Raw genomic sequence first — 22,712 nt, forward strand, 5'->3', positions numbered from 1 at the left:
TCACCCGTCCTCGTCGAGCAGGCCCTCGCGGCGGGCCATCTCGCGCAGCCGGTCCTTCAGGAGCTGGAACTTCTTGCGCAGCCTCATCGCCTCGCGGCGTTTGTCCTCGGCCGAGAGGGGCGGCTCGTCCTCGCCGCGCAGCACCACGGCGAGCTCGTCCCAGGGCAACTTGCGGTCCACGCGGAGCATCAGCAGTTCCTGGTCCTCCTCGGGGAGCGAGGCGCGCAGCGCGGCGAGGCGGCTGCGTGTCGTCGTCCGCAGGTATGCGGCCGTGCGCTCGCGAACCTCGGCCATGACGCCCGAGAGCTCGGCGCTGTCGAGCCCGCCCTCGCGCTTGCGCCTGCGCGCCGCGTCCCTGCGCACGTGGACCGAGGTCTTCCGCGCGACGGCATAGGCGAAGGTGCGGAAGGAGGCGTGGCCCTCGAAACGCTGGAGCCCCTGCCAGAGCGCCTCGCCGAAGCGGGAGAAGACCTCCTCGGCGTCGCTCTCGTCGCGGTGCAGGGCCGCGAGGAACGCGTAGATCTCGGGCCCGTACGTCGCGAGCACGGCCGTCGCGACGCCTCTCAGGTCTCCTCTGGCAAGGCGGGTCTCGAGTTCACGCTCGAGATCGCCCCGATCCTCCGCGGTCATGGTGACGTGGTCCCGGAGCCCGAACGCCGAGCCGACGTCGTGCCCTCGGTCCATCCTACACCATGGGGCGGTTCTCCGATCGCCCATGTCCCCGGGCGAGCCTGCGCGCCCTAGCCCTTCGCGTCCCTCGCGCATCGGAACCCGCTCATCACCATCCGGTAGCGCGCCGGGTGGTGGACGCGGTTCGTCGAGCGGAGCCCCGTCGCGTGATAGTTGAAGCCGCCGCCGCGCAGGACACGCTCGCATTCGGTCGGGATCTTGTTCGACCCGGTAAAACCCTGCTGGCGCGTTCGCCGGAGCTCCGCGTAGGCTTCGAGGGTCTCCTCGCACGACCCGCCGCGCCCCTCGGAGGCGCCGGCGCGCTTGTAGGCGAACGGATCGTAGACGTCCTCGGCCCACTCCCACACGTTGCCGGCGAGGTCGTGGTGCCCATAAGGACCACGCCCCGCGGGGTGTGTCCCGACATCCGCCGTGACGCTGACCGCGAAGACCGCGCGCTCGGGCCCGGGCGGCGAGTGTCCCCACGGGTAGAGCCGACCGCTCTCGCCGCGCGCCGCCTTTTCGAGCTCCGCCTCGCGCGGGAGGCGCTTGTCCACGAATGCGCAATAGGCACGCGCGCTGTCCCACGAGACGCTGCTCACGGGTTGCTTCGGGCCCCGGAACCGTTTGTCCGGGCCCACGCCATTGCGATCCGCGTTGCTCGGCTCGGGCGGCGGGCAGAGCTTCGCCTCGATGCAGCGGGCGTAGGCGCCGTTCGTCACTTCGAACTCGTCGAGGTAATACGCCGGCAGCGTCACGGTGTGGGCCGGCCATTCGTCGGCCTCGCCGCCGGTGTCGGCGCCCATCGTGAAAGGCCCCGCGGGCACGAGGATCATGCCGTCCACGCGGGCCGGGAGCGCGCTCGTCTCCGAGGGCGCGGGCGGCGGGGAAGGCTCCACCGGCGCGGGGGACGCGGGCTTTTTGGGTTCGAGCGGGGGCGGCGCGGCGATCGTCGGCGGATTCGGGACGACCGGCAGCGGCTCGGGCGGCGGCGCGGAGGGCCCGACCTCGGGCGTGGGCCCCCGGCTCGAACAAGCCGTCGTGAGGAGGAGGGCCCCGAGGAGAAGGGGCCTGCGGAGGGATCGAATCATCACGGGCAGCGGCAAATCACGACTTTGATACGAGGATTGGAAGGCAAGGCCCGCGAGGAGTCAACTTCAATACGTCTGCGGGAGCGGGAATCGCTCGATCGAGGCGCCGCCCACGGGCGCGGCGTTCACGTGGTAAAGGTGGTTGTCGCGCGCGAGGGCGATCCGACCGCTCTTCGCGCCCTTCGCGAACATCCCGAGATCGTTGCCGGATCCATCGAGGTCGTGGATCTCGCCGCCGAAAAGCGAGACATAGACGTGGCCGGTGAACGGATCCCGCGCGAGGCTCGTGATGTCCGCCGGCAGGGCCGCGAAGGGCGTCGTCGCGCCGGTGTTCACGTCGAGCAGCACGATCTCCTTCGTCGCGAGCGCGACGAGCAAGCGGCTCCCATCGTAGGGCGAGGCGGCGTAGACGCGGGCCGGGAGCGTGGCGACGAGGCCCTTCGTGCCATCGGCGAGGTCGACCGTGTGGAAATCGCCGTCTGCATCGACATTGCCCACGTACAGCTTCTTCGTGAGGCCCCAGGTGAGGCCCTGCGGGCCGGTGTCGAGGTAGCCGCTCTTGAAGGGGCCCGCGCCGGTCGTGATCTTCGCGCTCGGGATGACGAGCGGCAGAGCATTCGTCATCTGGTCGAAAAACGCGACGCCCTGCGGTGTGCCCTGACAACCGCAGTTCGCGCAGCAGTTGTACGTGAGCCCGACCTCGGTGACGCTGCCGCCGAACGTGCCGTTCTGGCCCTGGATCGCCGCGACCTCGCCCATGTTCAGGTTCGTGACGCCCTGGACCGTGGAGACCTGGCCGGTGGTGCTCACCTTGCGCAGGTAATCGGGTCCGCTGATGACGGTGACGCCCCAGGCATTGCAGGCGAGGTCGAAGTCGATGTCGACGAGGCCATTCACGAACGCCGACGCGTTGAGCTGTTCGAGCGTGGCGCCGGTGCAGGTCGGCGCGGGGCGCTCGCAGGGGCAAGCGACGCCGCGACAAACCGCGCCGAGGCACTCGATGCCCGCGCAAGGCAGGGACGCGACGCAGGTGTTCGTGGCGGCGTCGCAGGTGGTGCCGGGGCCGCAAGTCGAGGCGCCACAAGCGACGAGCGGGCCGGTGACGACGCAGCCGGCGTCGGGCGCGACGCAAGCGCCGGGGTCTTTGTCGCTGACGTTGCAGACGGTGTCCGGCGCGCAAGGGTTTGCCTCGGGAGGGACACAATCGGCCTTGCAAGCGCCCGCGGCGCAGACCTCGCCGGGCCCGGGGCATAGGGAGGCGTCCTCGTCGACGGCGCCGTCGCAATCATCGTCGAGGCCGTTGCAAACCTCGTCCGTGCAGGCAACGCCGCCGGCCCCCGTGCCCGAGGAGGACGACGAACCACCCCCCACGCCGCCCATGCCGCCCATGCCGCCCGCGCCGCCCATCCCGCCGGCCGACGAGGACGACGACGCCGAGGCGGCGCCGTCCCCCGAGGACGAGGCGACGTCACTGCTACAACCGGACGCGGCGAGGGAAGCGACGAGGAGGAACGGCGCAGCAAAATGGAGAAGGCGCATGGGCGTGGGTGCTCCCTGGGAAAACGCCCACGATCGTACCGCGCGGAGCCGCGGCGCCACAAGGCGCATGCGCGTCGCGCGCCTTCAGCGCAAAAGCTCTTCCGGCACGAACCCGTATTCGGCCTTCTTCTCGGCCCCGCTCGGCCTCCACTTGAAGACGGCGTCGTTGCGCAGGAGCATCACGCAGCAGACGCCCAAGGCCGCCACGAGCGGGACGAACCCGAGCACGTTGCTCACCCACGAGCGCTGCACGGCCTCGGCGTCCCGCACGACGTCGATGACATCGGGGTGCTCCGCGAGCAGCTTGTTCCAGAGCGCCCCGTGCACGCGCTCCGCGTCGGCCCGCATCGGGCCCACCGAGAGCGACGCGTCGATGCAGGCGAGCGTGAACGCCGCTTCGAGATACTCCCGATCCCGCATCGACGGCTCGAGCGCGAGCACCCGATACCCCGCCTTCACGGGCCCGCCCTTGCGGTAGTTCGAGCCCGTCATCGCCGCCGCCGCGCGCTCCTCCAGGAAATCACGCAGCTTCTGCGCGATGGCGCCGCGCATGTCCTCGTCGAGGATCGACGGGTGCACCGGGTGCCCGAGGAAACGCGCGTAAAGGAGGCGCTGCGCTTTCTCCTCGCGGCTCAGGCGGCCGATCCTGGAGAACGCCGCCGTGGTCAACCCCGCGCAGGCGAGCACGAGGCCCGCGCCGACATAAGCCGTCGGCACCTTCGAGGTACCCGCCATGACGAGGCCCGGGATGAACGTGAAGAGCGTGGCCGCGATGCCGTACGCGCGGAGATACCCCGTCACGACGCTCTTCCAGTGCATCTTGATGGGCACGACCGTGTGCGTGTCGGCCGCGCCCTCGGCGACGACGATGTGCGACCGCACGGGGAAGAGCGGCAAGAACTGGAGGAAGGCAAACGTCGTCGCGACGTAGGTGCTGCCGACCTGCTCGACCTTGCCGTAGAGGCGTTTCCCACCAACCCAGAGCACGCTCGAAGGCTACCCGCGCTTTCCCCGTTTTTCAACGCTTCGATCAGCGCCGGTTGCGCTTTCCCAGGGTCTGCGCAATCGGCTCGATCACGCGGTACTGGCCCGTGGGGAAGTCGCGGCGGGTCGGATTGCGGCGGAGCGCGAGCAGCGTGATGTCGTCGAACTGCGCGGCGCTCCCGATGTGATGGCGGAGCGCGGCCACGACGTCGCCGAGCATGGTCGTGACGGAAGGCGCGCCGCCCCGCAGCATCGAGAGGAGTTTTTCCTCGCTGAACGGGGCCTCGGAGGGGTCGAGCGCGTCGCTCACGCCGTCCGTGAAGGCCACGAGAGAATCGCCGGGCAGCAACGTCACCTGTCCCATCTCGAATTCGACGTCCCGGATGGCGCCGAGCGCGGGGCCCGTCGATTCGAGGCGGCTCTCCTCGCCGGTCGCGCTGAGGACGATCGGCGCGTCATGACCGCAATTGACGTAGGAGAGATCGCCGCTCTCCGGGTCGAGGACCCCAAAAAAGAGGGTCGTGAACATGGCCGTGCGGCCGTGGTTCTCGGCGAGGTAATCGTTCGTCTGCGTGATCGCCTCGAGGACCGCGGTCCGATGGGGCGCCCGGAGCGCGAAGGCGCGGAGCAGGCCGCGGACGAGGGACATGAAGAGCGCGGCGCCGACGCCCTTGTCGCAGACGTCGGCGATCGCGACGGCGACCTCGCCGGAGGCGAGCTGAAAGACGTCGTAGAAATCGCCCGAGAGCTGGCGCGCCGGCAAGAACCGGGCGGCGATCTGCCAGCCGGGCAAGGAGGGCAGATCACGCGGGAGGAACTCGGATTGGAGGACGCGGCCGATCTGCATCTCGCGCTCGACGGCCGCGAGGCCATTCTCGGCGCGCTCGCGGGCCACGGCGAGCTCCTTGTAAAGGCCTTCGAGCTCGAGGAGGCGTTGCTTGAGCGCCTCGTCGGTCTGCCCGAAGAGCTTGGCATTGTGGATCGCGATCGCGGCCTGCCCCGCGAACGCCTCCAGCAAATCGAGCTTCGCTTGCGAGAACTGCCCGGTGAAGGCGCGGTTGTCCACGTACAGGACGCCGATCACCTTGCCCCGGATGCGCAAGGGCGCCGCCATGATGCTCGTGAGCCGGAACATCGCCACGCTGCGCTGGAGCGCGAATCGCTCGTCCGTCTGCGCATTGCTCGTGAGCACGCTGCGCTCGCTCTTCAAGACCTCCTCGACCACGGAGCTCGAATACGCAAACTCCATGCTCCGAATGGTGTCCTGATCGAGGTTCCGCGCGACCTGGACGTCGAGCTTGCCGTATTGGTCGACGAGGACGAGGTAGCCGCGCTCGGCCTTCGTCAACTCGATCACGGAGTCCATGCACTGGTTCAGCACGGTCTTGAGGTCGAGCGAGGAGGTGATCGCCTTGCCGACCTCGAAGAGCGCGGCCTGCGCCTCGCGCGACATGGCGCCCTCCTGCTCGCGCCGTTCCACGTCGAGGCTCGTGCGAAACGTGGAGAGCTGCGTGATCAGGGCGTCGATCTCGCCTGGCAAATCCCGCGCGAGATCACCGCCGCGTTCGCGCAGGAGGCTCGCGGCCCGGGCAAGGTCGAGCTGAAGCCGCGTGGCGTCGCGGAGGATACGCTCGAGGTCCGAGGCGTTCGGCTCGTCGGGGGCTCTTCGGGTGGCGGTCATGACCTCTCGGGGGGCAACTCGAAGGGGACAGCATATCTTACGTGGCAAGCCGGCGCGCGCCTACCCTCCCGCGCGGCGCCGCGGGAACGTCAGCCAGCGTTCGGATTCGACCCCCGCGGCGAACGGGGCCCTGCGAGCCCCCCGTCCGTGAGAAACCCGCAGCCGAGTCCTTTCGCCCGCTTCTCGACGTCCCGCGCCGTGACCGACTCTTTCGGATTGCTCCACCGGGAAAGAACGGCGCGATACGCGCTGCAAGCGCCGGGTTTGTCGCCCTTCGCCTCGCGCGCGATGCCAAGGCGCGCCTGCTGGTGGACGTACCACCTCGCCTGCCAGGGGTTGGGGCAGATCTGCGCGGCCTTCTCCAGGTAAGGCAGCGCTTCGATCTCCTTGCCGACGAGGAGGCGCACATGACCGAGCGCGCCCGCCCATACCGGCTCGCTCGCGTCGAGCTCGCCCGACGGGAGCCGCATGTACTCCTCCTCCTTCGCGAGGGCCTCCTGCGCGAGCTCGGCCGAATACGCCGGCCAGGCATACGCCCCGTCCCAGGCCACGCGCCGTGTCCCGGGCGTGGAGAGGTTCTGCTTCGCGAGCCACGCGGACCGCGCCGCCTCGTATTCGGCGCGCGACTCCTTGCCGGCGCGGAGCCGGAGCGAATGCATGTACACCGTAGGGTCGAGGACGTGATGGCCGACGAAATACCCCGTCCGGAGCGCACTCTTCGCGAGGAACTCGTCCGCGACCTTTGCCGCGCCCTCGATGTCCCCGAGCTCCACGCGCGCGAACGTCCGCAAGTGATACACGGCGACCTCGTCCTGCGGCATCGGCGCGGTCATGGCCATCAGCGAATCCGCGACGCGCGCCCCCGTCGTGAACTCGCCAAACGCCATCGCGCGGCGGGCCACGAGGTCCTCGGCTTGCCAGAGATGACCCGTCGCCCGGAAACGCCGCTCCGCCTGGTCGAGCGCCGCGCGGACGGCCGCCTCGGGCTCGCCGGCGCCATAAAGAGCGCCGCCGAGCATCACGTGGGGCTTCGGCGAGGAAGGCTCCTTGGCCATCCACCGCCGCGCCGTCTCGGCCGCGACGTCACATTGGCCGAGCGACGAAACGATCTTGATCTTGTCGTTGAGGCAATCGACCGCGCCGGCCGAGACCTCGACACATTTTTCGAGCGCGACGAGCGCCTCCGCGTTCCGGCGGAGGGGCAAGAGCGCGTATTGCTGTGTCTGCCAGCAATCGGCATATTGCGGGTCGAGTTCGACGCAGCGCCGCGCGAGCGCGAGGGCCTTCTCCGATTGGGAGCTCTTCGTGGCTTCGAGGAGCTGGCGCGCATACCAGAAGACGAGCTCCGCGTCGCCGGGCCATTTCTCGACCATCGCCTCGAACCTGCGGGCCGACGTCGCGCAATCGCCCGGGTCGTTCTGGAGCATCGGCTCGAGCGCGTCGAGGAACGCCTGGTCGCGCTCGGTGAGCGAGGCGCGGAGGCCGATCGCCTTGCGAAACGCCTCGCGGGCCGCGTTGATGTCGAACGAGGCCTCGAGCGCCGCAAACCGGAGGTGCGCCGTGGCCATGCCCGGATCGGCTTTGCGCGCCCGATCAAACGCGGCAATCGCCGTATCCCAGGTGGCGTCCCGGATCGCCTGGAGCCCCTCGCGAAACGCGAGCCGCGCTTCCGCGTTTTCCGTGGGCGGAAGGGGCAAATCAGTGACGGCCGTGGGCGCGGGGCCGGCCGGCACGACCGCCGAGGACGGCGCCGACGCATTCCCCTCGGCCGGAGGTTTGCGCAGGACAAACGCGGCGCCGCCCGCGACGACGAGGGCAACGAGGGACGCGACGAGCATCCAGGGCCGGCGCGCGGCCGAAGGGGGCGGGAGCGACGCGGCGACCGGCGCGCGGGTGTCGCCGGTGGAGGAGACGAGGACGACGTTGCGGCGGCTCGTGATGGTCCGTGTATCTTCCGCGGTCACGAACACGTGGAGGTTTTGCGCGACCTCGTCCATCGAGGCGAACCGCGCCTCGGGCTCCTTGGCGAGGGCGCGCGCGAGGATCTGCCAGACGCCGTCGGGCACGGTCGGGATCGGGGGCGGTTCGTCGCTCAGGATCGAGGCCATGAGGCTGACCGCGCCTTTGTCGGAGCGAAACGGGATCTTGCCCGCGAGCAATTCGTAGGCGAGGACGCCCCACGCGAACTGGTCGGCCCGCGCGTCGATGTCCTCGCCGCGGAGCTGCTCGGGCGCCATGTACGCCGGGGTGCCGACGAGCGCGCCCTCGGCCGTCATCGTGGCGAGCCCGCCGTCGGCCGTGGGCCCGAGGGGATCGGCGCTCGTCCGCGCGAGCTTGCGGGCGATCCCGAAATCGAGGACCTTCACGGCGCCGTCGGCGCGAACGACGACGTTCTCGGGTTTGACGTCGCGGTGCACGAGGCCCGCCTGATGCGCCGCCGAGAGGGCCCGCGCGATCTCCAGGAGGAGACGCAAGCGCGTGCCGAGGGGTTCGTCCCCGCCCACGAGGGCCCGCAAAGGGCGGCCTTCGACGAGCTCCATCGCGATGAACGGCGCGCCCTCGTGCTCGCCGACGTCGTAGATGGCGACGATGCCCGGATGCGAGAGCGCCGCGACCGCGCGCGCCTCGCGGAGCATACGCGCGACCGCGCGGCCCCAGGTCTCGCTGTCGGCCTCGTCGCCCTTGCGCAGCACCTTGAGCGCGATTCTGCGGCGGAGGCGGGTGTCCTCGGCGCGATACACCTCGCCCATGCCACCCTCGCCCAAGAGTGACTCGATGACGTAGCGGTCGAACGACTCCCCCGGCGAGAAACGCATGACGGGAACATCGTAGCCCGTCCGCGGGCTCCCGCCCAGGTACGATGGCGCGTTCGTCAGGGTTTGCGCCGGGGCGCGCACCCGAGCGCCTTCTGCCGACGAGCCGCGTCGCGCGCCGTGATCGAGTCCTTTGCCGCGCCCCACCGCGAGAGGACGCTCTGATACGCCGCGCACGCGAGGTCCTTTTCACCGCGCGTTTCACGCGCGACGCCGATGCGATGCTGGTTCTGCAGATAGCTGACCGGATCCATCAACATGGCGCAATGGCTCGAAGCCTGGACGAGGTCCGGCAAGGCCGCGTCCATCTCGCCCGCGAGGAACCGGATTTTTCCACGAAGCGCGGCGGCATAATGACCACGATAGAAAGGGACGTCCTCGGGGCGCACGGCGAAACGCGACATCGCGGCGAGCGCCTCGCGCGCGTCCTCGGGCGTGAGCGCAGGCAGGGCATACCCGGCGTACCAGGCGGAGGCGGCGTCACCCTGCTCGGTGCAGCGTTGCAACCAGGCGTCGCGATGCGCAGCGCGGTCGTCCGCCGAGAGCAGGCCCGCGCGATGGGCGACGGCGTAAAACAACGGGTCCGGGTCGACGATGCATCCCTCGACGGTGGAGCGGAGCGAGGCCGTCTGCCGCGCGAGGAAGTCCGAGGCGACGCGGCCGGCATCCGCGGTGCGCCCGAGCTCGAGCAAAAGAAAGGTATGCTTGGCCGTGGGGCCGGCCCCGTGATCCGTGTCGCCGACGTTGCCCGTCTGCTGGAGGGCCTTCAGCGCGGCCTCGAAATCACCCGTGCCCGCGGCGAGCCCGAAATCGAGCGTGAGGGCCTCGACCTGGAAGCCCGAGAGGCGGAGCTTTTGCGTCGCCACGTCGACGACGGCGCGCACGGCGGCGTTCTCGCGGCCCTGCCCATAAAGCGCGGACGCGAGATACCCATGCGCTCGGCCGAGGTCGGGCTCACGCGCGATCCAGTTCCGCGCGACCTCTTCGAGGCCCACGCAGCGGCCCGACAGGATCTCCACGGTGGCCCGGTCGAACATGCAGTCGCCCGCGGTGGGAGCGATCTCGACGCATCGATCGAGCGCGCGCCGCGAGTCCTCGCCCCGACTGAGGGCGAGGAGCGCGCGGGCCTGGGTTTGCCAGCAATCGGCGTATCGATCGTCGAGCCTGAGGCAACGCTCGGTGAGCGCGAGGACCTCGGCCGGGGTGTGGTGGACGAACGGGAAAAACTGCCAGTACACGAGCTCGGCGTCGCCCGGATACCGGGCCGAGAGCGCCGTGACGCGGCGGCGCATCTCGGTGAGGTCGGGCGGGTCGCGCTGCAAGAAGGGTTCGATCGCGTCGAGCAGCGCATGATCACGAGCGCCGAGCGAGGACCGCAAAAGGAAGGCGACCCGGTAGGCCTCGCGCGCGGGGTCGAGGTCGTCGGAGTCGATCGCGGTCATCGCATAACGGAGATGCGCGAGCGCGAGCGAGGGGTCGGCCTTGCGGGCGCGATCGAAGGCGAGGCGCGCCGTCGACCAGGAGGCGTCACGGATGGCCTGGACCCCCTCGCGATACGCGACGAGCGCCTCGGGTTTGTCCGTGGTCGGGAGCGGAAGATCGGTGATCGCGACCTTGACCGGCAGCACGGCCGACGCAAACGGCAAGGCCGGCCCGATGTCGGCATGTTTTTCCGGGCGAAACACGAACCACGCGACGGCGGTGAGCGCGGCGAGGACGGCGGCGAGCGCGATCCCGCGCGCCGCAGGAAAACGGGCCGTGGCGGGCGGGGGCGGCGCGGGGAGCGGCGCGGGCGCGGGCTCGATCGAGAGGAGCGCGAGCTCGTCGGCGAGCGCGGCCATCGAGGGGAATCGATCGGCGGGGTCTTTGGCGAGCGCGCGGCGGACGAGGTCACGGACGCCCTCGGGCGCGCGGGTCATGGGCTTGGGCTCGTCGGCGAGGATCGCGCTGATGAGGGCCGCGGGGCCCTTGTCCGCGCGGAACGGCAGCTCGCCCTCGAAAAGCTCGTGGGCGACGACGCCAAAGCCGAACTGATCGGAGCGCGCGTCGAGGGCCTCGCCCGTGAGCTGCTCGGGCGCCGTGTACGCGGGCGTGCCCTGGAACATGGACTCGGGCGGCTCGGCCTCGAGCGTCCGCGCGCCGGGATCGGTCTCGCGATCGAGCCCGCGCGCGATGCCGAAATCGAGCACCTTCACGGCGCCCGCCTGGCTCACGACGATGTTCTCGGGCTTGACGTCGCGGTGCACGAGGCCGGTCTGGTGGGCCGCGGCGAGCGCGCGCGCGACGTCGTGGAGGATCTGGATCTTGCGGGCGTCGGGTACGTCCTTTCCGACGAGCGCGCGCAAGGGTTCGCCCTCGGCGATCTCCATGGCGATGAACGCCGTGCCGTCGAGCTCGCCGACGTCGTAGATCGCCACGATGCATGCGTGCGAGAGCGCCGCGGCCGCGCGCGCCTCGCGGAGCATGCGCGACGACTCGTAGGCCCACGCGTCTTCGGAGAGCTCGCCGTCCTTGCGCAGGAACTTCAGCGCGACCCTGCGGCCGAGGCGCGTGTCGAGGGCGCGATACACTTCGCCCATGCCCCCCTCGCCGAGGAGGGATTCGACGACGTACCGGCCAAAGACCTCGCCGCTGGCGAATCGCGTGGACTCCGCCATACGTCAGCCGGCCTTTGCCTCGCAACCGAGCGCCTTTGCGTGCGCGCGGACCTCGGCCGCCGTGCGCGAGGCGCGCGCACCGCCCCAGCGCGCGAGGACGCGGCCAAACGCGTCACACGCGCCCGAGCGGTCGCCGAGGGCCTCACGGACGAGGCCGAGCAGGTGGAGGCTCTTCGTGTGGCGCATGGGGTGCGTGGGCATCATCGGCTCGACGAGGCCGCTGCACGAGACGGTCGCCGCCGTGAGGTGCGGAAGCGCGGCGGCGGGGTTGCCCGCCAGCCAATACGTTTGGCCGAGCGCGCTGTCCAGGACGAGGCCGAAGTGGAGGGCGAAGCTCCGCGGCTTGGTCAAAGCCTCGGACGGCATCACCGCAAGCGCGGCCTTCGCTTCCGCGGCGTCGCGGACGGCGAGCGCATACCCCGAGACCCATACGCCCATCCGATACGCGGGCTCCGAATGGTTCTTCGCCCAGGCCGCGCGCTCCGCTTCGTACACGTCCCGCGTGATGAGCCCCGCGGCGAGCTCGGCACGCAAGAGATACACGAAAGAATCGGCGCTGATGGGATCGGTGATCAGCGCGCCGCGGCGCGCGAGGAAGCTCTGCGCCTCGCGGCCCGCGTCGGCGTCGCGGCCCATTTCTTCGAGCACCTGGACGAGCATGCTGGCCGTCCAGCCATGTGCGCCCGCGGCAGGATCGTCGGCGACGAGGCGCTGGTGGTCGCGGAGCATGCGCTCGGCTCGCTCGAATCTGCCCGTGGCGATCTCGTGCAGGATGAGCTGCTTGGAGGCCTCGGCTTCGAGCCCCTGCGCTCGAAATTGCGCCGCCGCGGTCTCGACGGCGGTCTTCACGGCGGCCTCGGGCGCGCCGCGCGCGTAGAGCGCGCCCGCGAGCTGCATGTGCGCGGCCGGCGCGGCGCTGACCTTGGCGATCCATTCACGCGCGCCGGCCTCGACGACCGAACACCGGCCGAGTGCGAGGTTCGTATCGCCTCGATCCATGAGGCAATCGGAGGCGGCCGGGGTCGCCTCGATGCAGCGCTCGAGCGCCGCGAGGCCCTCCTCGATGTGCCCGGTGCGACGGATGAGCAGGCGCGCACGGCCCTGCAAGCAATCGCCATAAAGGGGATCGAGCTCCAGGCAACGATCGATGCGCGGCAGGACGTCGGAAGGCGGCAGGTAGGCGAGCGCGTACATCGAAGCGAGGTTCGCGAGCTCGGCGTTGCCAGGGAATCGAGCGGAGGCGAGCGCGAGGCGCCGGGCGGTCTCGGGGACATCACTCGGCTGACGCTGAATGAGGGGCTCATGCGCGTCGAGGAGGGCCTGGTCGTGGGGGTCGAGCGTCGCGCGCCCCAGGACCGCGCGGCGAAAATGCTCGCGCCCCGCCGTGAAGTCCGCGTCCCAAATGAGGATGGCCATGCGCAGCCAGGCCGCGGCGAGCCCCGGATCGGCCCGCGTGGCGCGCGCGAAGGCGGCATACGCGGTCCTCCAGGCCCCGTCGCGCAGCCCCTGAAGCCCCTCGCGATACGCCGCGCGCGCCTCTTCATGGGCGAACTTCGGCAAAGGCAGGGCCGTGACGGCCGTCGGCACGGGCGTGAGGGAGGTCCGCGCGAGCACGGGCGGCGGCGCGGTCCTGGCCTTACGGACGAAAACGATCCCGGCGGCTGCGACGCCCAGGGTGACGAGGGCGGCGAGGCCGAGAAAGCGGCGTGCGCGCGCGGGGGCGCGCGAGGTCGTCGTCACCGGGGTGCGATTCGTGGCGGCGTGGCGCACGAGCGAGCGCGTCGTCGTGCTGCGGGAGGGGGTGCTCGCCTTCGGTGGCGGCGGCTCTCGCACGGAGGGACGCGCGGCGTTCGCGGGCCCGTCCCTTCTCCGCAGGAGCGTGGTGATCGGCGTGGCGAAGGGCGCGAGCGCCGCGACGATGTCGTCCATCGACGCGTGGCGATCGGCGGGCTCCTTGGCGAGCGCACGAGCGACGACGGCCTCGATCTCGGCAGGCACGTCGTTCATCGGCGGCGGGTCGTCGCTCAGGATCGAGGCGATGAGGCTCACGGGCCCGCGATCCAAACGGAACGGGAGTTTGCCCACGAGCAGCTCGTACGCAGTGACGCCCCAGGCGAATTGATCAACCCGCGCGTCGATGGGATCCCCTTTCACTTGCTCGGGCGCCATGTACGCGGGGGTGCCGACGAACGAACCATCCCCGGTGCGCGTGGCGAGATCGTCGTGCCCCTCGGAGAGCGCGATCTCCGCGTCGGTGCGCCGCGCGATGCCGAAATCGAGGATCTTGATGACGCCGTCCTCGCGCAGCATCACGTTCTCGGGCTTCACGTCGCGGTGCACGAGCCCGGCGCGGTGCGCGACGCAGAGGACCTGCGCGATCGCGGAGAGCAAGGTGATCTTTTCGCCGAGCGGCGCATCCGCGTGGACGAGGTCGCGCAAAAGCTTGCCTTGCACGAGCTCCATCGCGATGAAAGGCGCGCCCTCGTGCTCGCCGACGTCGTAGACCGCGACGATGCCGGGATCATTCAACGCCGCGGCGATCCGCGCCTCGCGGAGCATGCGGCGCACCTGCCGTGCCCAGCTCTCGCTCCCACCCTGGATGTCGCGCCGAAGCACCTTGAGCGCGACGCTGCGGCCGAGACGCGTATCTTGCGCGCGGTACACCTCGCCCATGCCGCCTTCGCCGAGGAGCGCTTCGACGACGTACCGATCGAACCTTTCTCCCGGGGAAAGGGGCATGCGGCAGAGGGTAGCGCGAAGGTGCCTTCGCAGGAAGGAGGCCGGGCAAATTCAGCGCGCGAGGGCCGCGCGTTCGATGCCGAGCGCGGCACACGTCTCTTCGTCGAGCACGTCGCCACGGGCCGGGGGCACGTAAAGCGTGGTCGCGGGCGTGAGCTCGGCATCGGCGAGTTTGCCGAGCGCGATTCGCTCGATGCGCGGGGGGCAATTGATGAAGACCGCGGCCTCGTAAAGGGTGACCTGGTGGTCCTCGGGGTAATGCTGGAGCAGGCGATCGACGAGCACGTGAATCCATTGGCCGCGGTTGCCCTCGGGCCGGTACGTCGCGTCGCCGAACATGCCGACCTGCCAGAGGATCAACCCCGACGAGGGGTCGACGGCCTTCTTGTACAGGACGAACCGCGTGGCCTCGTGGCTGTTGCAGCCAGGGTTCGCGGGGTCGACGCCGAGATCGGCGAAGAGGCAATCCTCGGCGGAGACGGCCGGGTACATCGTGGCCTCGAAGCCCTCGGCGCGCGCCCGGCGAATGGCCTCGTGCGTGGGAAAAGCGAAAACGCCGGGGTGGCCGTACGCGGCGCAGCAGGTGCGATGGCCGTCGCGGACGGCGCTCATGATCCGCTCGACCATGGCGTCGTACGCCTCCCGGCGATTGCGGCCGAGCCGGTAAAACCGGCCGAGCGACTCCGCCGCGGGCTGAATTTGCTTGATGACCTGCTCGCCGACGAGATCGGCGATGATGTAAAAGACTTTCGTGGAGGTCTTCAGCCTTGCAATGGTATCGCCGGTGAGCTGACCGACCGTCCGGATCCCGGTGCCCACGACGACGAGCGAACCTTTTTCTTTGATCATGCGGCCTGATGCCTCCCGTGGCATGCGCCGGGCTCGCGCCTCATTCGACGCATTTCAACGCTTTTGCCCGGGCCGCGGCGCCCTGGGCCGTGACCGAGCCCTTCGCGCGCCCCCAGCGATCGAGCACGGCTCGATACGCGGAGCACGCGCCTTGTTTGTCGTTGCGCTGCTCGCGCGCGACGCCGAGGCGATACGTCGCGACGGTATGGAGAATGGGCTCGTCGAGGGCCGTGCAGGAGCGGGCGGCGACCTCGAGGTGCGGCAAGGAGCGCTCGACGTCGCCGGCCAGGTAATGGACGCCGCCGACCCACATCTCCACCCGCGGCGCCATTTGCGCATAAAAGGTCGCCGGCTGGAGCGCGGGCTGCGCCGCGAGCGCCTCCCGCGCCTGGGCCTCCGTTCGGGCCGGCATGGCGTACCCGACGAACCAGATCGAGGCCTGCTTCATGTCGTTCGTGCTGCTCGCGAAGCTGCTCTCCCACGAGGCGCGCGCCAGGGTGAACTGCACGGCGTCGAGCCCGCCGCCCCGCCGCTTCGCTTCGAGGAACGCGACCGTCGGATCCCACCAGATCGACCGGACCACCGGCTGGGTCCACGCCGAGCGTTGCGCGAGGAATCGATCCGCCACCTCGGCCGCGCGTTTGTCCTGGCCTAGCTCCCCATAAAGCTGGACGAGCGCGAGGGCCGGGACGACGTGCTTTTCTTCCAGGGATTCGTCGGCGATGTCTTGTTCGAGCTCGCGCGCGATGCGCTCGGCGGCCTCGAAGTCACCGCCGATGATCGCGTGATGAATGCGCAGCCGGCCGGCCTCCTCGATGCGCCCCTGATCCCGGAATTTCCTCGCCGCCTGCTCGACGGCCGCCTTCACGGCGGGGCCCTGCTGCCCGCCGGCCTGCAGGGCCACGGCGAGCTCGTTGTGGGCGCTCGCCGAGCTCGGATCCTTCGTGATCCATTGCCGCACGTCCGCTTCGAGCAAATCACACTGGCCGAGGTACTTCCGCGCGAGGACCCGCTCACGCAGGCAATCCACCGCCGCCGGCACGAGCTCGACGCAACGATCGAGCGCCGCGAGCGCCTCCCGCTCCTGGCCGGTCCGGAAGAGCGAAAACGACCGCACATGCCAGCAATCGGCATATTTCGGATCGAGCTCGAGGCACCGGTCGGTCAACGAGAGGAGCCGCGAGGGCTCGGCGCGCATCTGCAGCGCCACCAGCAAATTGACGAACTCGGCGTCCCGCGGATACCGATTCGAGGCGTCCTCGATTCGCTTGACCGTCTCGTTCACGTCCGGAGGATCCCGCTGGAGCAGGGGCTCGAGCGCGTCGAGGAGGACCTGATCCCGCTCCGTCATCGTGCTCCGGAGCTGCACGGCGCGCTGGAAGGCGAGCCGCGTGCTCTCCGTGTCGGTGAGGAACCGCTCGATGAGCGCGAGGCGCAGATACGCCGCGCCAAACCCATTGTCGGCCTTCGTCGCGCGCTCGAACGCCCCCCGCGCGAACTCCCAGGACGCGTCCCGCAAGGCCTGCAAGCCCTCCCGGAACGCGGCGATCGCCGCGGGGTTCGACGATCCCGAAATGGGCAGCTCCGTGATCGGCGTGGGCGCGGGCGCGGGCGTGATCGTGGCCACGGGCGGAGGCGCGATTTTCTTCCGATACCAGAAGGTCCCCCACACCGCCGCGGCCACGACCCATATCGCGCCGAGGCCCAACATCGGCCAGCGCGACCATCGCCGCCCGAGCTTCGGCGGAGCCGCCGTCGCCAGGGCCGGCGATTCGAGCGTGGTCATCGCCGCCGTCGTGGTCTTCCCCGTATTGCCGGGCATTTCCACGCGCACGACGGGCGTGATCGGCGCCGGCGTGGGGCGCCCGGCCCTGTCGAGGTCCGGCGAGCGCATCGTGTGCGTGGCGGGCGTGGCGCGCGCGGGCGGCGGCGCGGACTCCGACTTCGTCGCGATCGAGACCCTGGACATCCTCGGCCCGGGCGGCATCACGCGCGCGTTCGGCGCCACGTCCTCGGGCGCCAGCGTCTCCGGCTCCGTGGAGTCGGGCCCGGGGATCACGACGTCGTGCAGGCCGCCCGCGTGCTCGGACGCGACATAAGGCGCGAGCGCGTCGACCACGAGATCCATCGAGGAGAAGCGGTCGACTTTGCGCTTCGCGACCGTGCGCTTGAGGACCCGCTCGATCACCGGCGGCACGAGGCCGTCGAGCGAAGGCGGCTCGTCCTGCAGGATGGCCGAGAGCAGCTTGATGCCTTCGAGGTTCGCGCCGAACGGCACGCGGCCCGTGATGAGCTCGTACGCGAGCACGCCCCAACCGAACTGATCCGTCCGCGCGTCGACCGGATCCCCCGTGAGCTGCTCGGGCGACATGTACGCCGGGGTTCCGACCATGACGCCCTCGCTCGTGACCGTGTCCGCGCTGCGTAGCGACCCGATCTTGTTCGCGATCCCCGTGCCGCGCTGGGTGGAGGCGGCCTCGTCGGCGTCGAGGTGCACACGCCGCGCGATGCCGAAGTCGAGGACCTTGATGGCGCCGTCCTCGCGCAGCATCACGTTTTCCGGCTTCACGTCGCGGTGGACGAGGCCTGCGCGGTGGGCGGCGGAGAGGGCGCGGGCCACGTCGAGCAGCCATCCGAGGCGCGTGGAGATCGAGGCGCCGCCGCCGATCAAGCGCCGGAGTGAGAGGCCCTCGATGAGCTCCATCGCGAGGTAGGGCAGGTTCTCGGCCTCGCCGATGTCGTAGATGGAGACCGTGTTCGGGTGGTTCAGCGCTGCGGCGGCCCGTGCCTCGCGGAGCATGCGGACGAGGGCGCGTTGCCAGCCCTCGGGATCGGCCGCGGCGTCCTTGCGCAGGACCTTCAGCGCGACGCGGCGCTGCAAGCGGACGTCGCGCGCTTGATACACCTCGCCCATGCCCCCCTCGCCGAGGAGCGCTTCGATCACGTACCGGTCGAAGGTATCGCCCGGGCGCAGGCGCATGGCGTCATGCTAACCCGGTGCGGCCGGGTTCGCTAAGAACATGCTGAGCGGCAATTTTTCGACAGGCAGCAGCGCGCGCAAGCTCACCTGCGGGCGTACCTGATTATGGCGTGACGCCCGAGGGCCCTCCGGGACGAACGGGGGCCCTCGCCGGCGTGGCTCAAAACAAGACGGCGAGCACCGGGCAGTTCCACGGGGCCGAGGCGGGTCCTCCACGCTCCGTGCAAAGCCAGTCGGACATCAACGCGGGGTTCGCGCTCTGAACGACGAGGCGCTCTTCCTCCCCCAGGTTCACCCGCTTCATCATCGCCTCGGGATCCTGGAGGAACGCGGCCAAATGGGACGGATCGAGGGCCATATCGGCCAAAAACCGACCAAGAGAAGCTTCCATGGGAGGCTCCGAGTGTCGTGCGGCTCTGAATCGACGATGACTCCATCGCCCAATTCGAGGTGGGACGACAGGCCGGCAGTGTTCTTAGTTTACGTGTGAATGCTCGCTGGGGGCAAGGCTTTTCTTCCCCGGTGGGATCTTTCGGGTTCGGGGCCCTTGGCCCTACAAGCAGCCGGTCGGATTGAACACGTCGGAGGCGACGGACGTGGCGCCGACCTGGAGGCTGTCCTGGAGGGTGCCCGCGATCCGGATGCCCGCGGGCAGGCAAAGCGCGTCCACGGTCCCCTCCGGGATGATCTTGTCGAGCTCGAAGTCGATCATGACCTCGCTGTCCGGCTGCACGGTGACGGGGAACGGCGTCGTGGAGACGAGCGAGAGACCCGACACGAGGGACTGCTGGTTCGGCGCGTCGGTGATCGCGACGGCGCCGACCTGCACGGTGCTCGGCCCACTCGCGCGCGGACCGAGCACGAGCGTGAGCTTGAACGAGCCGGTCAACGTGGCGCCGAGCACGCCGACCTTGACGTCGACGGTCGGCGCCTCGATGCGCGGCTCGACGAAGACGACGTCCTCGTTCTCGCCGATGCACCCCGCGAGGAGCGAGGACAGCCCGAGGAGGAGAGCAGGAAGGGCGCGCAGGTTCTTCATGACGAGACGATAAAGCAACGAGGCACCTCGCGGCGCGTCGATGACACGCATTGCGAGGGCGCTCGATCTCGCCCATGCGAAGCGCAATGGGAGGCGGGCTCGATTCTCCGAGAGAAATCCCGTTCAGGGCGCCGGCGAGTTGATCCCCTTCGAGCGCGCCTTCTCGCAGCCGAGCTCGACGCCCGTCGGGCCCGCGTCAGTCCGGACGATCTTGAACTCGACGCGGCGGTTCTTCTCCCACGCGACCGCGTTGCTCGCGGGATCGATGGGGCAGAACGGGCCGTAGCCTATGGCGCGCAGGCGGCTCGCGTCGACGCCACGCTCGATGAGCGCCTTCACCACGGACTCGGCGCGGGCCTGCGTGAGCTTCACGTTGGCGAACTCGGCGCCGCGCACGTCGGCGTGGCCCTGCACTTCGAGGAGCTTCAAGCTCGGGTTGCCCTTCAGCGTCGCGGCGACCGCGTCCACGATCGGGAACGACTGCGCGAGGATCTCGGCGCTGCCCGTCTTGAAGAGGATCTTGTCGAGGATGAGGACGTTGTTGTCCTGCACGATGACGCTGCCCTTGTCCGGACAGCCGTCCTCGTCGTCCTTGCCGTTGAAGGTCTCGGGTTCGTCCGGGCACTTGTCCACGCCGTCGAGGATGCCGTCGGCGTCGTTGTCGTCCTCGGGGCAGCCGTCGTCGTCCTTGAAGCCGTCCTTGTCTTCCGGCGTGTTGATGCACTTGTCGCGCACGTCGGGGATGCCGTCCTTGTCGTTGTCCTCCTCGGGGCAACCGTCGGTGTCCTCGAAGCCGTCCTTGTCCTCGGCGTTGTCCGGGCAGCCGTCCTCCGCGTCGAGGATCCCGTCGCCGTCGCGATCGCCGCTGCGAACCTGGACGGGCTCGTCGACCGGATCCTGCTCGGGGCAACCGTCGGTGTCCTCGTCGCCGTCGCGATCCTCGGGTTCGTCGGGGCACTGGTCGACGTCGTCGGGGATGCCGTCCTTGTCGCGGTCCTCCTCGAACGGCTCGAAGACGAACGCGAGCATGCCGCGCTGCGAGGCGGACTGAAAGCCGGGCAGATAGCCGACGCCGCCCGCGAGCGAGAGGTACGAGTTCTTCTGGATGAAGACCTTGAAGCCGCCGAGGACCTCGGCGCTCAAGCGTTGCTTCGCGTCGGAGTTGCCGGCGAGGAGATAACTCGCGTAGGTCTCGGCCGTGATGTCGAACTTGTCGCCGATGCGGATGCTCGCCGCGAAGCCGCCGGTGCCGAGATTGTTGTACTGAAACACGCCCGAGGCGAGCTGCGGCGCGCCCGCTCGATCGAGGCCGAACGTGGCGTTCTCGCCGGTGTGGCCGCGGTAGCCGGCGTTCAGGCCGAGGCGCACGACGTTCGTCTTGCCGAACTGCTTCTCGACGATGAGCTGAGGCCAGTAGAAGAAACCGGCATCGGCGCCGAAGTTGCGCTGCCCGCCGATGCCGTAGCCGCCTTGCACGAGCAGGGCGAGGCCGATGGGGCCGTCGGGCGAGAGCAGGCGGAGCTTTCCGTGGACGGCGATGTGGCCGAGGGCCTCCGCGGTGAGGCCGTCGTCGTCGTAGTTGCCGGTGCCGCCAGGGCCGATGTCGGTGACGCTCGTGCCGTAGTTGAGGACGACGGGCGCGCTGAGGCCGAGGACGAGCCGATCGGCGATGCCGTAGTTGAAGCTCAACGTGCCCTGCAGGGCGTGGTCGACGAGATAGTCGGCGCCGTGGCCGGGCGCGAGCTCGAGGAGGTTCCTGCCGTAGTCGAGGACGAGGCCGAAGCTGATGGCGCCGCCGGGCAAGACGCTCGCGCCGTTGACCGTAAAGAAGCCACGCGAGTCGACCGCGGGTCGGAAGAGGTGCAGGTCGGCGCCTTCGCCGTTCGACGCGGGGATGCGATCGGTGCTCTGCGCGCGCGCGGGCGCGGCGAGGGTGGTGGTGGTGAAGAGCGCGGTGAGCGCCACGAGCGTCGCGACAGGGCGGCGACGCAGGCCGGTGAGCAAGCCAAGGGTCGTCATGTCTCGGACCTCGTCAGGCGAATCGTGCAGGCGCGGTTTCGAAGAAGCCTGAAAAACCCGTATCACCAGCGCAATACAACTGCAAAAGGATCGCAAGGATCACGCGGCCCTCTCCGTCCACGTTCTCCGTCGATCTGCTAGGGTGCACGACCGTGCGCTGCACACGTTCCTTCGCACGTCGCTCGCTCGTGGCCCTCGCGCTCGCCACGACGACGGCCTGCTCCGCGAACGCGAGCGCCCAGGGTAAACCGACGCTGAGCGGCTCGTGGTCGGCAAGCTCCGTATCGGAGAGCTGGTCGTTCGATGGCTGGGTGGACGCATGCGGGCCAAAGCCGCGGGGTCAAGGCGGGGGCGGCGGGTCGGTGCAGATCCGCGAGCAGGGCGGCGAGCTGTCGATCGTGGGCGCAGGGCGCGCGTGGAGCACGGCCGAGTGCTGGGAGCAGGCGCCGGGGCTCGGGCGCGTGAGTCACTCGCAGTCGGGCGGCGGGCGGTTCTGGCGGACGCGGTGCAGCCTCTCGAACGAGAAGGAGCGCATCACGGTCACGACGACGGTGTCGGCGACGGACACGTCGATCGCGATGCAGGAGACGTCGGAGCACAAGGTCACGGCCGAGGGCGTGACCTGCACGGCGACGGCGAGCCGGTCGCGATCGTTCGGGCTCGTGAAGCGCGACGGCGAAGAAGCCGCGCCGAGCGCCTCCGCGAGCGCCTCCGCGAGCGCCGCGCCTCCGAGCCCCTCCGCGAGCCCGCCCCCGAGCGCCGCCGCGAGCGCCGCGGCGCCCGCGCCCAAAGCCCCACTGAACGGGTGCAAGGTGGCGGGAGATCCGGCGCGGCTGGAGGTGGTTCCGGCGAAAAAGACGCTCCGGCCGGGGGATCGTTTTTCCTTCCGAACCGTGGTCACGGACAGCGAAGGCTGTGCTGTCTGGGTCAAGCCGACGTGGACGGTGACGCCCGGTCCCCTCGCGGCGAAGGTGACCGTCGACGGGACCGGGACGGTCACGGTGGCGGAGGGCGCCGAGGAGGGGCGCGTCGAGCTCGTGGCGACGGTGTCCGGCAAGGGCGTGCCGGTCGCCGTGGAGATCACGAGCCCGACGAAGTACGACGCGCTCCTCTCGGCAGGCACGCTCGATCCGCAGGGGGAGCAGGGCGCGGTGGTCGTGATCGCCACGGGCGCGGTCGGCGGGCGCAAGGGCGTCGCGGACGACGTGGGCCGGGAGCGCAAGCAGACGTTTGTGGCGATCGTGATCGGCCTCGCCTTCGCGCTCGGCTTCGCGGGGCTCGTGCTGATGCGGCGCGGGCGGAGGCCGGCGGAGACGGACGCGGAGACGGACGCGGAGACGGACGCCGAGCGGAACGAGGAAGCGCAGGCAGAAGCGGAAGCCGAGGCCGACGCGGAGGACGAGGCGAACGCGGAAGCCTTCGTGGAGGCCCCGAAGGCCCAAGCCCCGGCACGATCTTCCCCTACCCGCGCGGGGGGTCCGGCGGGGAAGGTCTGCCCGACGTGCGGGGAGCGCTACGGCGCCGAGGCGCAGTTCTGTGGGGCAGACGGCACGACGCTCGTACCCCTGAACCGCTGACGCCTGGGCCGGGTAGATCCGGGTGGCTTGCTCGCACGTCGAACGAGCACCTGTAGGTTGCTTGATCGCGCTCGT

Annotated in this window: 14 protein-coding genes; 1 reads left to right on the forward strand and 13 read right to left on the reverse strand. The window is 70.1% G+C overall.

The window, feature by feature from the left end:
• From QHF89_RS26005 to QHF89_RS26065, 13 genes are all read right to left on the reverse strand, one after another.
• Window positions 1-684 carry an RNA polymerase sigma factor gene (locus tag QHF89_RS26005; RefSeq protein WP_284720943.1) on the reverse strand — a complete coding sequence of 228 codons (684 nt, stop codon included), beginning with the start codon at window positions 682-684 and terminating at the stop codon, window positions 1-3.
• A gap of 56 nt (window positions 685-740) precedes the next feature.
• A complete protein-coding gene (locus QHF89_RS26010; RefSeq protein ID WP_136970131.1) occupies window positions 741-1,760 on the reverse strand; it encodes a formylglycine-generating enzyme family protein in 1,020 nt (339 codons plus the stop codon).
• Window positions 1,761-1,826: 66 nt separating this feature from the next.
• Window positions 1,827-3,299, reverse strand: a complete 1,473-nt coding sequence (locus tag QHF89_RS26015) for a hypothetical protein (RefSeq protein ID WP_284720944.1) — start codon at window positions 3,297-3,299, stop codon at window positions 1,827-1,829.
• Window positions 3,300-3,383: 84 nt separating this feature from the next.
• The gene (locus QHF89_RS26020) at window positions 3,384-4,286 is read right to left on the reverse strand and encodes a hypothetical protein (RefSeq protein ID WP_136970132.1); all 903 of its coding nucleotides are present in this window, start codon (window positions 4,284-4,286) and stop codon (window positions 3,384-3,386) included.
• Window positions 4,287-4,329: 43 nt separating this feature from the next.
• Window positions 4,330-5,964 carry a PP2C family protein-serine/threonine phosphatase gene (locus QHF89_RS26025; RefSeq protein WP_136927232.1) on the reverse strand — a complete coding sequence of 545 codons (1,635 nt, stop codon included), beginning with the start codon at window positions 5,962-5,964 and terminating at the stop codon, window positions 4,330-4,332.
• An 89-nt stretch (window positions 5,965-6,053) separates the two neighbouring features.
• Complete coding sequence (locus QHF89_RS26030; protein ID WP_136970133.1) at window positions 6,054-8,780, reverse strand: protein kinase domain-containing protein; 2,727 nt, start codon at window positions 8,778-8,780, stop codon at window positions 6,054-6,056.
• 56 nt (window positions 8,781-8,836) lie between these two features.
• Entirely contained in the window at window positions 8,837-11,434 is a 2,598-nt protein-coding gene (locus QHF89_RS26035) for a protein kinase domain-containing protein (RefSeq protein ID WP_136970134.1), read from the reverse strand.
• Between the two features lie 3 nt (window positions 11,435-11,437).
• Window positions 11,438-14,173, reverse strand: a complete 2,736-nt coding sequence (locus tag QHF89_RS26040) for a serine/threonine-protein kinase (protein WP_136970135.1) — start codon at window positions 14,171-14,173, stop codon at window positions 11,438-11,440.
• Between the two features lie 51 nt (window positions 14,174-14,224).
• The gene (locus QHF89_RS26045; RefSeq protein WP_170228790.1) at window positions 14,225-15,022 is read right to left on the reverse strand and encodes an SAM-dependent methyltransferase; all 798 of its coding nucleotides are present in this window, start codon (window positions 15,020-15,022) and stop codon (window positions 14,225-14,227) included.
• A gap of 40 nt (window positions 15,023-15,062) precedes the next feature.
• Window positions 15,063-18,002 (reverse strand): protein kinase domain-containing protein, encoded by a 2,940-nt coding sequence (locus QHF89_RS26050; protein ID WP_136927237.1) that lies wholly within the window; start codon window positions 18,000-18,002, stop codon window positions 15,063-15,065.
• Window positions 18,003-18,162: 160 nt separating this feature from the next.
• Window positions 18,163-18,393: a hypothetical protein gene (locus QHF89_RS26055; protein WP_136970136.1), complete on the reverse strand. Its 231-nt coding sequence runs from the start codon at window positions 18,391-18,393 to the stop codon at window positions 18,163-18,165.
• Window positions 18,394-18,555: 162 nt separating this feature from the next.
• Entirely contained in the window at window positions 18,556-19,041 is a 486-nt protein-coding gene (locus tag QHF89_RS26060; RefSeq protein ID WP_284720945.1) for a hypothetical protein, read from the reverse strand.
• A 123-nt stretch (window positions 19,042-19,164) separates the two neighbouring features.
• Window positions 19,165-21,060, reverse strand: coding sequence for an OmpA family protein (locus QHF89_RS26065; protein ID WP_136970138.1), 1,896 nt, complete (start codon window positions 21,058-21,060; stop codon window positions 19,165-19,167).
• Window positions 21,061-21,212: 152 nt separating this feature from the next.
• Between QHF89_RS26065 and QHF89_RS26070 the strand changes: the two genes are divergently transcribed.
• On the forward strand, window positions 21,213-22,637 hold the full coding sequence (locus QHF89_RS26070; RefSeq protein ID WP_136970139.1) for a hypothetical protein: 1,425 nt from the start codon (window positions 21,213-21,215) through the stop codon (window positions 22,635-22,637).
• Window positions 22,638-22,712 lie beyond the last annotated feature (75 nt).

Origin of the sequence: Polyangium sorediatum, assembly GCF_029946465.1 — a bacterium.
Classification (GTDB): domain Bacteria; phylum Myxococcota_A; class Polyangia; order Polyangiales; family Polyangiaceae; genus Polyangium; species Polyangium fumosum.